The 13,956-nt window shown below is 60.8% G+C and carries 12 protein-coding genes; 10 read left to right on the top strand and 2 right to left on the bottom strand.

Features of this window, described 5'->3' with window-relative positions; translation table 11 throughout:
- Positions 1-3 precede the first annotated feature (3 nt).
- Together trpE and PSJ8397_RS00930 are read left to right on the top strand one after the other, a co-directional pair.
- Entirely contained in the window at positions 4-1,506 is a 1,503-nt protein-coding gene (gene trpE / locus PSJ8397_RS00935) for an anthranilate synthase component I (protein ID WP_085862694.1), read from the top strand.
- 8 nt (positions 1,507-1,514) lie between these two features.
- Positions 1,515-1,877, top strand: a complete 363-nt coding sequence (locus PSJ8397_RS00930) for a hypothetical protein (protein WP_085862693.1) — start codon at positions 1,515-1,517, stop codon at positions 1,875-1,877.
- 252 nt (positions 1,878-2,129) lie between these two features.
- Here PSJ8397_RS00930 and PSJ8397_RS00925 read toward each other — a convergent pair whose 3' ends face one another.
- Positions 2,130-3,716: a divergent polysaccharide deacteylase family protein gene (locus PSJ8397_RS00925; protein ID WP_085862692.1), complete on the bottom strand. Its 1,587-nt coding sequence runs from the start codon at positions 3,714-3,716 to the stop codon at positions 2,130-2,132.
- A gap of 184 nt (positions 3,717-3,900) precedes the next feature.
- Here PSJ8397_RS00925 and PSJ8397_RS00920 point away from each other — a divergent pair, with 184 nt between their 5' ends.
- The 6 genes from PSJ8397_RS00920 (at position 3,901) to lexA (ending at position 8,919) form a co-directional block, all read left to right on the top strand.
- Positions 3,901-4,494, top strand: a complete 594-nt coding sequence (locus tag PSJ8397_RS00920) for an anthranilate synthase component II (RefSeq protein WP_085862691.1) — start codon at positions 3,901-3,903, stop codon at positions 4,492-4,494.
- Positions 4,491-5,507, top strand: coding sequence for an anthranilate phosphoribosyltransferase (gene trpD / locus PSJ8397_RS00915; RefSeq protein ID WP_085862690.1), 1,017 nt, complete (start codon positions 4,491-4,493; stop codon positions 5,505-5,507). The genes PSJ8397_RS00920 and trpD overlap by 4 nt, the downstream gene beginning before the upstream one ends.
- A gap of 156 nt (positions 5,508-5,663) precedes the next feature.
- Positions 5,664-6,470, top strand: coding sequence for an indole-3-glycerol phosphate synthase TrpC (trpC, locus tag PSJ8397_RS00910; RefSeq protein ID WP_085862689.1), 807 nt, complete (start codon positions 5,664-5,666; stop codon positions 6,468-6,470).
- Positions 6,470-6,946 carry a cyclic pyranopterin monophosphate synthase MoaC gene (gene moaC, locus PSJ8397_RS00905; RefSeq protein ID WP_085862688.1) on the top strand — a complete coding sequence of 159 codons (477 nt, stop codon included), beginning with the start codon at positions 6,470-6,472 and terminating at the stop codon, positions 6,944-6,946. The genes trpC and moaC overlap by 1 nt, the downstream gene beginning before the upstream one ends.
- On the top strand, positions 6,943-8,133 hold the full coding sequence (locus tag PSJ8397_RS00900) for a molybdopterin molybdotransferase MoeA (RefSeq protein WP_085862687.1): 1,191 nt from the start codon (positions 6,943-6,945) through the stop codon (positions 8,131-8,133). Before moaC ends, PSJ8397_RS00900 begins: the two co-directional genes overlap by 4 nt.
- 72 nt (positions 8,134-8,205) lie before the next feature.
- Complete coding sequence (lexA, locus tag PSJ8397_RS00895; RefSeq protein WP_085862686.1) at positions 8,206-8,919, top strand: transcriptional repressor LexA; 714 nt, start codon at positions 8,206-8,208, stop codon at positions 8,917-8,919.
- Positions 8,920-8,940: 21 nt separating this feature from the next.
- On the opposite strand, the gene PSJ8397_RS00890 is transcribed toward lexA, so the two are convergent.
- Positions 8,941-11,031: a ComEC/Rec2 family competence protein gene (locus tag PSJ8397_RS00890; protein WP_085862685.1), complete on the bottom strand. Its 2,091-nt coding sequence runs from the start codon at positions 11,029-11,031 to the stop codon at positions 8,941-8,943.
- A 100-nt stretch (positions 11,032-11,131) separates the two neighbouring features.
- Between PSJ8397_RS00890 and gltX the strand changes: the two genes are divergently transcribed.
- Positions 11,132-12,535 (top strand): glutamate--tRNA ligase, encoded by a 1,404-nt coding sequence (gene gltX, locus PSJ8397_RS00885; RefSeq protein ID WP_085862684.1) that lies wholly within the window; start codon positions 11,132-11,134, stop codon positions 12,533-12,535.
- 93 nt (positions 12,536-12,628) lie between these two features.
- Positions 12,629-13,921 carry a citrate synthase gene (gene gltA, locus PSJ8397_RS00880; RefSeq protein WP_085862683.1) on the top strand — a complete coding sequence of 431 codons (1,293 nt, stop codon included), beginning with the start codon at positions 12,629-12,631 and terminating at the stop codon, positions 13,919-13,921.
- Positions 13,922-13,956: the final 35 nt, after the last annotated feature.

The raw sequence follows: 13,956 nt of genomic DNA, 5'->3' as shown, positions 1-13,956 counted from the left end.
GCCATGACGCCTGATTTCGAGACCTTTCAAACCGGCTTTGAGGCGGGCAAACATCAGATTGTCTACACCCGTCTGACGGCGGATCTGGACACGCCTGTGTCGCTCATGCTGAAACTCAACGGCGCGGGCCTGCATTCGTTCTTGCTTGAATCCGTGACAGGCGGAGAGGTGCGCGGGCGGTATTCCATCGTCGGTATGAAACCCGATCTAATCTGGGAGTGCCGTGGCACCACCAGCCGCATCAACCGCGCCGCGCGATTTGACCAGGATGGGTTTGAAGTCCAGGCCGGTGATCCTCTGGACAACCTGCGGGCGCTTATCGCCGAAAGCCGGATCGAATTGCCCGACGAATTGCCCGCGGCCTCTGCAGGGCTGTTCGGCTATCTGGGCTACGACATGATCCGTCTGGTGGAACATCTGCCCAACGTGAACCCTGATCCACTGTGTCTGCCCGACGCTGTGTTGATGCGGCCATCGGTTGTGGCGGTTCTTGACGGTGTTAAAGGCGAAGTGATCCTTGTTGCACCCGCATACACAGGCAGCGGGCTGTCCGCCAAAGCCGCCTTCGCCCAAGCCGCCGAACGCGTCATGGACGCCCAACGCGCGTTGGAACTGCCCACGCCCAACACCGAACTGGCAAGTGCGCCCCCAACTGAGTTGGCAGAGCCCACGTCGAATTTCACCAAAGACGGCTACATGGCCGCCGTTGAGAAAGCCAAGGACTACATTCGCGCAGGCGACATCTTTCAGGTGGTCCCCGCCCAACGCTGGACCCAAGACTTCCGAGAGCCGCCCTTCGCGCTTTACCGGTCCTTGCGGCGCACAAACCCCTCGCCGTTTATGTTCTTTTTCAACTACGGCGGCTATCAGGTGATTGGCGCCAGCCCCGAGATCCTCGTGCGTGTGTTCGGCAACGAAGTCACGATCCGCCCCATCGCCGGGACCCGCCCCCGTGGGGCGACCCCCGACGAAGACCGCGCCAATGAGGTGGATCTTATGGCGGATGAAAAGGAACTCGCCGAACATCTGATGCTCCTTGATCTTGGCCGCAACGACACGGGGAAGGTGTCAAAGATCGGGACAGTCAAACCGACCGAAGAATTCATCGTCGAACGCTACAGCCACGTCATGCACATCGTGTCAAACGTGGTGGGCGAATTGGCCGATGATCAAGACGCGCTGAGTGCGTTTTTTGCAGGCATGCCCGCCGGCACCGTGTCGGGTGCCCCCAAGGTGCGGGCCATGGAGATCATTGATGAGTTGGAACCCGAAAAACGCGGCATCTACGGCGGCGGGTGTGGGTATTTCTCGGCCAATGGTGACATGGATATGTGCATTGCCTTGCGCACCGCGGTCCTTAAGGGCGACCAGCTTTATATTCAGGCCGGCGGCGGTGTTGTCTATGACAGCGATCCTCACGCCGAATACATGGAAACCGTCCATAAATCGAACGCCATCCGCCGCGCTGCCGCAGATGCGGCGACCTTTCGGCGGGGGAACAGTTAAGGCACTCCATGCGCCGCTGGATTGAATCGTTAAATGTCTTTGCCGTGTTCAAAGTGGCATCTGCTGCATTGATGTTTTTGATGGTTATGAGCGGACTTGGGTTTGTAGCCTACCTTGCCGAACCGAAACAGGACGTCGGTTATCAAAATTTAGCCGTCGTCGAACACTATTGGGAACGTCCATCAGTAAACTCCGGCAGCAACCTACGGACTTTTCGTGCAGTCGTCCGTCTGCCCAATGGCAAGGAAACGCCACTGGCCACTCAGCCCAACTTCATTGATGACGACGGCACGCTCTGCGCTTTTCTCCGCTTGGGTCGTTGGTCAAAGGCTTGGCATGTGACCGTCGTTGATCAATCGATTTGCAGGTGATGCGTCAATCGCACAGACAATCGAACTGTCCACGCTGCCAATTTGGGACCGCTCGGGTCGACGACAGTTTTCACCAAAGAACCTTCACCCGGTCACATACGAGACGGCTTTGCGCTCCGATCTTACTTCGCCTAAATCGATCCCTCGGATCAATTCCATGGAGGCTCGAATTCTTTGGGTGAAAAATACCTCAGGGGGGGAGACGCGGCACGCGTCGGGGGGGACAGCGTCCCCCCTCCCCGCCCCGCAGGGTCACTGTGCCATTAAAACAGCGCTCAACGGCACCAAAGACACTTGATCCTCATCATTCGCGGTCCCCCACAGGATCAACGCCGACAAGGTATCAGGCCGCACCCGTCCAACAAGCACCACACCGGAATTCTGCCTCGCCCGAAATGCCGCTTGATCCACGAACCGCCGGATCACCCGGGCGTCTTGATCATCTGCATCCAAATCACGGTACACCGTCGCCGCAGGCACACCCGCTTGTTCCGCGGCGCGCCCCGCCATGTTCAATCCTTGAGAGACAGTTACAAATCCACGACCTTGGGCGGCCAAAGCCTCCATCGCCTGCTGTGTGACGGCGCGGTCCGATTGCAGGCCGCCGTCCCCGATATCCAGCACCGCAAGGCTTTCGGGCACAGACCGAAAGACACTTTGCAAGGTGACTTCCACATCAGCAGGCTGCGCGCCTTCCGGCACCTTTGCCAAAACAGCAACCTCGAACCCATTTGCGCGATAACCCTCCATCGCCTCCGTCACATCTGCCCGTTCCGGGTCCAGGGCAATTGTCACCGGAAAAGGCACACCGGACAACGCAGCAGCCGCCGCAGACATCGACCCGTCGTCAATCAAGACGATCGACATCAACGCCCCACTGGCGTCATCCGGCACCGGTGCCGCAAAATCAACAAGGGCGTTGACAGGGGCCGCATCCTCAGTCGCCGTCTCACGCGCATCCGTATCCGCGACGGCGCCAGGCCTGCGCACCGTCACGCCCGTCGCGCGATCCGCCAAAAGCGTGTTCCCGTCCCCCTGAAGTTGCAGGCGTGGCGCGGGTTGCACGGCCGCCGCAATATCTGCGGCCTCCGGGGCTGGGCTGACGTCTGTGGTAGGCCCTTCATTGGCCTCAAGATCGACAATAAACACATCTTCATCAGCCGTCGGTGCCTCAGCTGACGGATCGGGTGCAATGGCCGCAACCTCTCCTGTGGCGCCGTCAGCCACCTGCGTTCGATCCGCGTCAGACACCTCCTGCGCCCCTTCGACAGCCGCCTGTTCAGGGGCGTCTTGTGGTGCGACCTCGGGCTCGATCACCACCACCTGTGGCGCAGGCGCGGTCGAGACGGTCAAATCCGCCTCGGTTTGTGGTGTTTCGGGGGCCAATGACTGCGGATTGGGAAACACTGGGTCCACCGGCTCGGCCTCAATCCCTGCGCCCGCTGGCGTCTCTGGCGCGGCCAGTGCGCCCTCAATCGCGACCACTTCAGGCGCGTCAAGCGGGGCCGTATCGGCCAGCGGCGCCGATTGCGTGTCCTGCGGTGCCACCTGTGATGTCTGCGGCACAGGGGCCGTATCCGTACTGGATGCCGTCTCACCCTCGGGCAGATCCGGCGTCACCGGCGCCTCAATGGAGACACTGCCCACGGGCGTTGACGCAGGCTCTGCGCTATCAGCGGCCGCCACTGGGCTTGGCGCGACGTCTACCTGTGGGGCCTGCACCAACGGTAGCGCAGGGGGCGTGGCCCCGGGTGGGGCTTCCGACACGACAGAGGCCACGGACAACGCCAGAACCGACACCAGACCGCCGCTGACAATCCCACCCAAAAAACCTTGCATGCACTGCACCTCTTCTTTGATCTCGTGCGGCAGCCTGCGCTGCCTGCCCCTTATAACGGGGTTTGACGTCCCATTGCAGGCCTTGACGCCCCCCCGCGCTCCGGCCCATGTATGTGGCCAGTATACAGGCGAGCCGCGCCCCTGCGGTAGCCCCAAATTGACCCTATCCAAAGGTGGCGGATCCATGCTCCTGCTGATCGACAACTACGATAGTTTCACCTATAATCTGGTGCATTATTTTGGTGAACTTGGCGCCGATGTGGTCGTGCGCCGCAACGACGCCATTGATGTCCAAGAGGCGATCGGGATGGGGGCCAGCGGCATCGTCTTGTCGCCTGGTCCGTGCGATCCTGCCCAAGCGGGCATTTGCTTGGCCCTGACACAAGCCGCGGCTGAGACAAAAACACCGCTCATGGGGGTTTGTCTGGGGCATCAAACCATTGGTGAGGCTTTCGGCGGCAAGGTCGTGCGATGCCACGAAATCGTCCATGGAAAAATGGGCGCGATGCACCATCACGGCGCTTCGGTCTTTGCAGGCCTGCCCTCGCCTCTGCAGGCCACACGCTACCACAGCCTCATCGTGGACCGCGCCACCCTACCCGACTGCCTTGAGGTCACAGCAGAGCTCGACGACGGCACCATCATGGGGCTGCAACACCGCGATTTGCCAATCCACGGCGTCCAATTCCACCCCGAAAGCATCCGGTCGGAACACGGCCACGCGATGCTAAAGAATTTTCTCGACATTCTGCCTGCCAAAAAAGGGGCTGCCGCATGAGCGACGCCATGAAACCCATCATCTACGCCGCCACCGAAGGGCCTTTGGCTCGCGCACAAGCCGAAGCCGCCTTTGAAGAGCTGTTCAACGGCACCGCCACCCAAGCACAAATGGGGGGTCTGCTGATGGCGATGCGCACACGCGGCGAAAGCGTTGCAGAATACGCCGCGGCTGCCGCCGTCATGCGCGCCAAATGTGTGCCAGTCACGGCTCCGGACGGCGCAATCGACATTGTCGGCACGGGGGGCGACGGCAAAGGCACGCTCAACATCTCGACCGCAACAGCCTTTGTGGTGGCGGGCGCAGGCGTGCCTGTAGCCAAACATGGCAACAAAAACCTCAGCTCCCTGTCAGGGGCCGCCGATGCCCTCAGTGAAATGGGCGTGAACACAATGGTTGGCGCCGACGTCGTCGAACGCGCAATGGCCGAGGCAGGTATCGGCTTTATGATGGCCCCCATGCACCACCCTGCCATCAAACACGTGATGCCCGTGCGTCAGGAACTGGGCACCAAGACCATCTTCAACATCCTTGGGCCTCTCACCAATCCCGCGGGCGCAAAACGCCAGCTGACGGGCGCCTTTGCGCCCGATCTGATTTTTCCCATGGCCGAAACACTCAAGGAATTGGGGTCCGAGGCCGCCTGGCTGGTTCATGGCTCGGACGGGACCGATGAAATTACCATAACAGGCCCCACTGCCGTGGCGGCCCTGTCCGGTGGCATGATCGTGGCGCGCGAAGTCCACCCAGAGGACGCAGGCCTGCCCGTGCATCCGTTTGAGGCCATCATGGGCGGCGCACCCGCAGACAACGCAAAGGCCTTCCGCGCCTTGCTGGATGGTGAACACTCCGCCTACCGCGATGCCGTCCTGCTCAACGCCGCGGCTGCCTTGTTGATCGCAGGCAAGGTCGAAACCTTGAAATCGGGCGCAGCAATGGCCGCCGAAAGCATCGACAGCGGCGCGGCCAAAACAGCCCTCGAAACCCTAGCGCGGATCACGTCCGCCGCCTGATCTGCGCGCCAGCCTGACTTCTTTGGGTCGAAAATACCTTGGGGGAAGGTGCCCTGCACCTGGGGGCAACGCCCCCCCAAAATTTCCTTGAAATTTTGCGCCCGCCCGCCGCAGGCGCAATTGCCTTTGCCGCGTCCCACCGCTAGGTCTCTCTACATGGATATCCTCGACAAAATCAAAGCTTACAAACTTGACCATATCGCCGCGTGCAAAGACCGCCGCCCTCTGTCGGAAGTTGAGGCCGCCGCCCGCGATGCCTCCCCAACGCGCGGTTTTGCAGACCGCCTGACCGAGGCCAGCCGCGAAGGCTACGGTCTGATCGCAGAAATCAAGAAGGCCAGCCCCTCCAAAGGCCTGATCCGCGCAGAATTTGACCCACCCGCACTGGCGCAGGCCTATGCCGACGGTGGCGCAACATGTCTGAGCGTGCTGACCGATGTCGAAAGCTTCCAAGGCGCCGACGACTACCTCACCGCTGCCCGCGACGCGGTCGATCTGCCTGCGCTGCGCAAGGATTTCATGTACGACACCTATCAAGTGGCAGAGGCCCGCGCGCTCGGCGCTGATGCGATCCTGATCATTCTTGCCTCCGTCGAAGACACCCAAGCCGCAGAGCTTGAGGCCGCAGCCTTTGATTGGGGCATGGATGTCCTGCTAGAAGTCCACAATGCCGAAGAGCTAGAGCGCGCCTGCCACCTGAAATCGCCGCTCATGGGCATCAACAACCGCAACCTCAAGACGTTCGAGACCACGTTGGATACCACACGGACCCTGTCCAAACATGTCCCTGCCGACAGGCTGATTGTCTGCGAAAGCGGGCTGAACACCTCAGATGATCTGGCAGATATGTCCCGCTACGGCGCGCGCACGTTCCTCATCGGCGAAAGTCTGATGCGACAGGACGACGTGGCCGCGGCCACCCGCACGCTGCTGGCCAACCCGACCACCTCGGGCGGCATGTGATGTCAGGCGGGCTCAGCCATTTTGACCCGTCCGGACAGGCGCATATGGTCGATGTGTCTGACAAGGCTGTCACAGACCGGATCGCCACGGCGCAGGCTTGGGTGAAAATGTCGGCCACGACGTTGACACATGTTACTGAAGGTACTGCTAAAAAAGGCGACGTGCTGGGCATCGCGCGCATTGCGGGCATACAAGGCGCCAAGAAAACAGCCGATCTGATCCCGCTGTGTCACCCCCTGCCCATCACTAAAGTTGCGCTGGATCTGACGCCGGATGCAAACCTGCCCGGCGTGCGCATCACCGCCACGGTCAAGACCACCGGCCAGACCGGCGTTGAAATGGAGGCGTTGACCGCCGCCTCGACCGCCGCCCTGACGATCTACGATATGCTCAAGGCTGTTCAAAAGGATATGGAAATCGGCGGGCTGCGCGTGACCCTCAAAGATGGCGGCAAATCCGGCCGGTTTGAGGGATGATCAGCGTCGAAGACGCGCAGGCGCTTTGCCTTGGCCTGATCCGTCAAACGGGGCCGGATACAGTGCCTCTGGCCCAAGGTCTGGGCCGTACCCTCGCAGCCCCACTAACCGCGCGACGCGACCAGCCTCCTTTTTCTGCCTCCGCCATGGATGGCTATGCGATCTTGTCCGGTGACGCCGCCCGTGGCGACGTGTTCACAGTCGTTGGTGAAGCGGCGGCAGGTCACGGATGGGCCGGCACTGTCGGCCCGTCTCAAGCCGTCCGCATTTTCACCGGCGCACCGGTTCCAGCCGGGGCCGACCGTGTTGTGATACAGGAAAATGTAGACCGCGACGGCGACACGATCACCTTGACCGAAGACCTTGGCCAGAACATCAATATTCGCCCGCAAGGCGCTGATTTCAAAAGTGATTTCATCCTTAAAGCGCCACGCGTCCTAACCGCTGCAGATCTTGCATTAATTGCGGCAATGAACCACGCTGATGTGACTGTGGCGCGGCGCGTCAAGGTCGCGTTGATCTCAACCGGGGATGAACTGATCATGCCGGGCGGCACACCCACGCCCGATCAGATTATCGCATCCAACGTCTTTGCATTGCAGGCGATGCTGACCCAATCCGGGGCCGAGCCGCTGGTCTTGCCGATTGCGCCAGACACCCCCGAGGCCTTGGATGCCGTGTTGATGCAAGCCGCCGAATGGGGCGCGGATCTCATTGTGACCATCGGCGGGGCGTCGGTCGGCGATCATGACCTTGTCGCCCCCGCCCTTGACCGCTTTGGCGTCACCCGCAGTTTTCACAAAATCGCCATGCGTCCCGGTAAGCCGTTGATGGCGGGTGCCAAGGGCGACACCGCATTCCTGGGCCTGCCTGGAAACCCTGTCTCCGCGGTGGTGTGTGGCCATTTGTTCCTGCTGCCCATGGTGCGCCGTGCCCTTGGACAGACCGATGTGCTGCCCAAAGGGCGGACCGCGCGCCTGGCGGCCCCCCTGCCCAAGGGCGGCCCCCGCGCTCACTACATGCGCGCCGTGTTTGACGAAGGGGACACAAGCCGCACTGTTACGGCTTTTGATAAGCAAGACAGCTCCATGTTGACGGTGCTGGCGGATGCGAATTGTCTGTTGCTGCGCCCGATTGGCGATGGTCCCAAGGATACAGGCGATCCGGTGACAATCTATCCGATCTAGCCAGAACATATTGACACAAAACGGGAACAGCAGTAGAACATCCCCAACCAATAGTGTTGAGAGAGGGGCCAAATGCTCACCAAGAAGCAACTTGATCTGCTGGAATTCATCCACAAGCGTGTGCAGCGCGACGGCGTCCCACCCAGTTTTGACGAGATGAAGGAAGCCCTTGATCTGCGGTCGAAATCCGGCATTCACCGTCTGATCACGGCCCTTGAAGAACGCGGGTTTATCCGCCGTTTGGCCCACCGTGCCCGCGCGCTTGAGATCGTGAAACTGCCCGAAGCGCTTGAGGCAAAATTGGGTGGAACCTCTGCCCCCTCTGGCTTCGCGCCGCGTGTCATCGACGGGGATCGCCCCGACAGCAGGCCAACGGCCGCGCAAACGCTGGATACGTCGGCGGCCGCCATTGAATTGCCGGTCATGGGCCGCATCGCTGCAGGTGTGCCCATCGCCGCCATTTCAGAGGTCAGCCACAACGTCGCCGTGCCGGCCGGTATGGTCGGCCAAGGGGAACACTATGCCCTTGAGGTAAAAGGCGATTCGATGATCGACGCGGGCATAAACGACGGCGATGTGGTGATCATCCGCGAAACCAAGACAGCCGACAACGGTGATATCGTGGTCGCTTTGGTTGAAGACGCGGAGGCGACGTTGAAACGCTACCGCCGCAACGGCAACGCCATCGCGCTTGAGGCCGCGAACCCAGCCTATGAAACGCGGCTGTTCCGCGATGATCAGGTCAAGGTTCAGGGCCGGTTGGTCGGGCTGATCCGGTCCTATTAGGGCGCCCGCCGCACAGGCGCGTCAGTCCCCCCACGCAAGAACTCGGTCCAGCGGCGTTGCGCGCCGTTGGACAGTCCGAGAGTTCCACAGACGGGCGCCTGCTCTGTCCTGCACGCTTTCAAGGCGCAGCTGGCCCTCCTCGACCCATCCAGCCAAGGCCCCCGTTTTCCTTAGACGGTTGATATCGTAGACCTGACAGCCAGTGAATGAGGCCTCTTGGTTGGTGATCAGGACATCCGCGCCACCACATCCGCCCAAGGCCTCCAACGCGGTTTTCCCCCGTACATTGACCACGCGCGTGTCGCCCAAAACGGCCCAAACAATACGCCCGTCTTCGATCAGGCCATCGCGCGCGTAAGCTTGTTCTTGGGGAACGGGGCCGCCGTCATTCTCAAGCCAACTGCCCGCAGCAAAGCTTTCGCCCCGTTCCTTGGACACGTCCCGTCCCTGCGGTGTCATCACCCCGATCAACGATCCACTGTCAGCGACCAAAAGATCAGGACGGTCCGCAACCTGCCACGCCGCAAACCCCATAATGATCGGGACAACGCCGACCCAACGCGCAGGGCCGCGCCACACAACGGCCAATACCCCGCCCATCGCAATTGACACCAACACCCAGGGCTGAGGCGTAACCACGTGGCGCAGGCTGCCCTCAAAACCGGTGATCACATGGGCCACCCCCAAGATCCAATCGAGGCCAGCCCCCATAAACCAAAGGCCCACGCCCTCCAGCCCAATAGGATAAAGGACAGCCGCCAACACTGCCGCCGGCATGACCAGAACCCCCATCAAGGGCACGGACAGAAGGTTCGCAATCAATCCATATTGCGCCACCTGATTGAAATGAAATGCGGCAATGGGCGCCGTGGCCAGCCCTGCCACCAACGATGAGATGAACACAGCACTGAACGGGCGCAGCCATTTCGGCACCATTTGCGTTTCGACATAGCGCAGGCGGGAAAACACAGCGACAAGGGCGGTTGTCGCGGCAAAAGACATCTGAAACCCAGGGCCAAACAAGGCCTCGGGCCGCAAGGTCAGGACGATCAGCGCCGCAATCGCCACCGCCCGAAGGGTCAGCGCCCGCCTGTCAAACAACACAGCCACCAACATCACAGCGACCATGACAAACGCCCGCTGCGTGGCCACATTCCCCCCCGACAAGGCCAAATAAAACGCAGCCGCCGCCAACGCCGTGACCGCCGCGATCTTCTTGGTCGGCCAGCGCAACGCGACAGCGGGCACCAAGGCCAAACCGTAGCGTACCACTCCAAAAATGAAGGACGCGAGGATGCCCATGTGCATCCCCGAAATCGCAAGCAGATGGGCAAGGTTTGACGCGCGAAGCGCCTCAAGATCGTCCTGTGGGATGTTGGATCTGTCGCCCGTCAGGATGGCCGCAGCGAAGGATCCTGTCCTCGGGCCCAACCTGTCCAAAACGCCCTGACTGATCGACACCCGCAAGCGGTATATCCACAGCCCGCCTGCCCCGTCCTCTGCCGGACGGGCCAGTAAAACGGGAACCCGAGTATACCCCACAGCGCCCAAGCCCTGAAACCACGCCATGCGTTGAAAGTTAAAGCCGCCGGGTTCAACCGGGCCGGAGGGCGGCGACAGATGCCCCGTCAGGATCACCGTCTGCCCGGGCTCTGGGGTGATGTAGCCCTGCTCTGCGTGCAAAGAAATGCGCACCCGGTCGGGCGTCCGCCTCTGATCCATGCGTGACAGCACCACGCGGTCCAGCGTCAGGCGCACCGCATCCGAGCCAGACCTGTCGATCACCACCACCCGCCCCTCAATCGGACCATAATACCGAAAGCCCAAGACGGGTTCGGCCACCATGTGCGCGCGAACGCCCGCAATGCCAAACCCAGCCCCCACAAGGGCCGCCGCCACAAGACAGGCCCGCACACCGTAAGGCAGCCAGCGTTGGCCCAACAGCAGCCCCAAGGACGCCACCAACAGACCGGCAGATGCGGCGAAGGCCGGCTCAAATTTCAACGAAAAATACAACGCAATGCCGCACGCCACCCCGATGGGTGCCCACAGAAAGCTCTGGTCGCGTTGGTGCGCGATGTGGTCTGCAATCTGACGCAAGGCGCGTTGCATCCCTTGTCCTTCCACAGCTGCAAATGTATCTGCGGCGCAGGCGCGCCGATTGGCCGCGACAACTGTCCCACCTCGTGGTTAGCAAAAGGTTAATGTCATCATGTCCGACCGTACCGTCGTCACCCGCTTTGCCCCTTCTCCCACGGGCGCTTTGCACATCGGCGGCGCCCGCACGGCGCTGTTCAACTGGCTTTATGCGCGTGGCAACGGCGGCAAATTCCTGCTGCGTATTGAAGATACGGACAAGGCCCGCTCAACCGAGGAAAACCGGCAGGCCATTCTGGACGGTCTGACCTGGCTGGGTCTGGATTGGGATGGCGAACCTGCATCGCAAGCCGCCAATGCCGACCGCCACGCCGAGGTGGCGTTGCAGATGCTGGCCGAGGGCACCGCTTACAAATGTTTCTCCACCCAAGAGGAGATCGAGGCCTTCCGCGAAGAGGCCCGCGCCAACAAATCCTCCACCCTCTTCCGCTCCCCCTGGCGCGACGTGCCAGAGGCCGACCATCCTGACGGGCCTTTCGTGATCCGCGTCAAAGCCCCGCGCGAGGGGTCGACCACGCTGCATGATGAGGTTCAAGGGGACGTGACCTATCAGAATGACCAGCTTGACGATATGGTGATGCTGCGGTCTGACGGATCCCCCGTTTATATGCTGGCCGTTGTGGTGGATGACCACGATATGGGCGTCACCCATGTGATCCGTGGCGACGATCATCTGGCCAATGCCTTCCGCCAAAACCTGATCTACGACGCGATGGGCTGGGAAAAGCCTGTTCTCGCACACATCCCGCTGATTTTCGGGCCAGACGGCAAAAAACTGTCCAAACGCCATGGCGCCACGGGCGCGGCTGAATATCAGGCGATGGGTTATCCCGCCGCGGGCATGCGCAACTACTTGACCCGTCTGGGCTGGTCCCATGGGGATGATGAATTCTTCACGGATGCGCAGGCCCGTGACTGGTTTGATCTGGGCGGCATCGGCAAGTCGCCGGCACGGTTTGACACCAAAAAGCTCGAAAACCTGTGTGGTCAGCACATCGCCGTGGCCGAGGATGCTGCACTGCTGCATGAAGTGACAGATTATTTGGCCGCAACCGGTGCGCCGGCGCTCACTTCACAACAAAATGACGGTTTGTTAACGGCCATGCCAAGCCTGAAAGAACGCTCTAAAACCTTCCCGGAACTCCTTGATAAGGCACACTTTGTTCTGACATCGCGCCCTGTCGTTCCGGATGAGAAATCAGCGAAATCACTGGATGGTGTACACAAAGGTATACTGGCAGAATTGACGCCGCAGTTGCAAGATGCTAGCTGGACGCGAGACGACCTTCAGGGGATCGTGAGCGCCCTCGCAGAGGCTCATGACACCAAACTTGGCAAACTGGCAGGCCCGCTGCGCGCGGCCCTTGCAGGGCGCGCGGTGTCCCCTTCGGTCTTTGACATGATGCTCGTTCTTGGGCGCGAGGAATCCATCGCTCGCATCCAAGATGCCGCAGGTTGACCTATCGCTAACCTTTTGAGGCTAGCGGTGGTGCAGCCGAACCACCGCTGACGCACGGGGGCCGCCCCCCGCGCTGCCAAGAAAGGGAAACACATGGCCGATCAGAAAACCGCAACGCTGACCATCGACGGCACGTCCTATGAACTGCCGATCCATTCGCCTACTGCGGGGCCTGATGTCATCGACATTCGCAAACTTTATGGTCAGGCGGGCGTGTTTACCTACGATCCCGGCTTCACCTCCACCGCGTCATGCGACAGCACCATCACCTTCATCGACGGTGACAAGGGTGAATTGCTGCACCGTGGCTACCCGATCGAACAACTGGCCGGTGACAGCCACTATCTTGAGGTCTGTTACGCCCTTCTTTACGGCGACCTGCCAAGTTCCGCTGAATTGGAAAAATTCGAAAGCCTCGTGACCAATCACACGATGATCCACGAACAGATGGTCAATTTCTTCCGTGGGTTCCGCCGTGACGCGCACCCGATGGCGATTATGACCGGTGTCGTGGGCGCCATGTCCGCCTTCTATCACGACTCGACAGACATCAACGACCCGCACCAGCGTGAGGTTGCCACGATCCGCCTGATCGCCAAGATGCCAACAATTGCGGCCATGGCCTATAAATACACGGTCGGTCAGCCCTTCGTATATCCGCGCAATGATCTGGATTACGCGTCGAACTTCCTGAACATGTGCTTCAGCGTTCCGGCTGAGGATTATAATGTGAACCCGATCCTCGCCCGCGCGATGGACCGCATTTTCACATTGCACGCTGATCACGAGCAGAATGCATCGACCTCGACCGTGCGTCTGGCGTCCTCGTCCGGTGCCAATCCGTTCGCCTGTATCGCGGCTGGCATCGCCTGCCTTTGGGGTCCAGCCCACGGCGGTGCGAACCAGGCCTGTCTGGAAATGCTGAAGGAAATCGGCACGCCCGATCGCATTCCTGAGTTTATCGCCCGCGCCAAGGACAAGAACGACAGCTACCGCCTGATGGGCTTTGGCCACCGCGTCTACAAAAACCACGACCCCCGCGCGACGGTCATGAAGCAATCCGCCGACGAAGTGTTGGAATTGCTGGGCGTCGAAGACAACCCACTGTTGCAAGTCGCGATGGAGTTGGAAAAACAGGCCTTGGCCGATCCATACTTTGCTGAGAAGAAGCTCTTCCCGAACGTGGATTTCTATTCCGGCATCATTCTTGAGGCGATGGGCTTCCCGACCTCCATGTTCACACCGATCTTCGCGCTGGCGCGCACCGTGGGCTGGATTTCTCAGTGGAAAGAACAGCTGGATGATCCGCAACTGAAAATTGGCCGCCCCCGTCAGCTGTATTGCGGCATGACTGCTCGGGACTATGTGGACATTGAAAAACGCTAATCACGCTGGACGTGACACCAAAGGCCCTCCAAGAT

The sequence above is a fragment of the Pseudooctadecabacter jejudonensis genome (assembly GCF_900172275.1).
Classification (GTDB): Bacteria; Pseudomonadota; Alphaproteobacteria; order Rhodobacterales; family Rhodobacteraceae; genus Octadecabacter; species Octadecabacter jejudonensis.
This window is presented reverse-complemented; position numbering and strand designations above follow the sequence as displayed.

What these genes read in the sequence shown, in the direction of transcription:
- PSJ8397_RS00890 (WP_085862685.1), bottom strand. Translation starts at nt 11,031, where the DNA reads ATGCAACGCGCCTTGCGTCAGATTGCAGACCACATCGCGCACCAACGC.
- PSJ8397_RS00930 (WP_085862693.1), top strand. Translation starts at nt 1,515, where the DNA reads ATGCGCCGCTGGATTGAATCGTTAAATGTCTTTGCCGTGTTCAAAGTG.
- trpC (WP_085862689.1), top strand. Translation starts at nt 5,664, where the DNA reads ATGGATATCCTCGACAAAATCAAAGCTTACAAACTTGACCATATCGCC.
- PSJ8397_RS00900 (WP_085862687.1), top strand. Translation starts at nt 6,943, where the DNA reads ATGATCAGCGTCGAAGACGCGCAGGCGCTTTGCCTTGGCCTGATCCGT.
- PSJ8397_RS00920 (WP_085862691.1), top strand. Translation starts at nt 3,901, where the DNA reads ATGCTCCTGCTGATCGACAACTACGATAGTTTCACCTATAATCTGGTG.
- lexA (WP_085862686.1), top strand. Translation starts at nt 8,206, where the DNA reads ATGCTCACCAAGAAGCAACTTGATCTGCTGGAATTCATCCACAAGCGT.
- gltX (WP_085862684.1), top strand. Translation starts at nt 11,132, where the DNA reads ATGTCCGACCGTACCGTCGTCACCCGCTTTGCCCCTTCTCCCACGGGC.
- PSJ8397_RS00925 (WP_085862692.1), bottom strand. Translation starts at nt 3,716, where the DNA reads ATGCAAGGTTTTTTGGGTGGGATTGTCAGCGGCGGTCTGGTGTCGGTT.
- gltA (WP_085862683.1), top strand. Translation starts at nt 12,629, where the DNA reads ATGGCCGATCAGAAAACCGCAACGCTGACCATCGACGGCACGTCCTAT.
- moaC (WP_085862688.1), top strand. Translation starts at nt 6,470, where the DNA reads ATGTCAGGCGGGCTCAGCCATTTTGACCCGTCCGGACAGGCGCATATG.
- trpD (WP_085862690.1), top strand. Translation starts at nt 4,491, where the DNA reads ATGAGCGACGCCATGAAACCCATCATCTACGCCGCCACCGAAGGGCCT.
- trpE (WP_085862694.1), top strand. Translation starts at nt 4, where the DNA reads ATGACGCCTGATTTCGAGACCTTTCAAACCGGCTTTGAGGCGGGCAAA.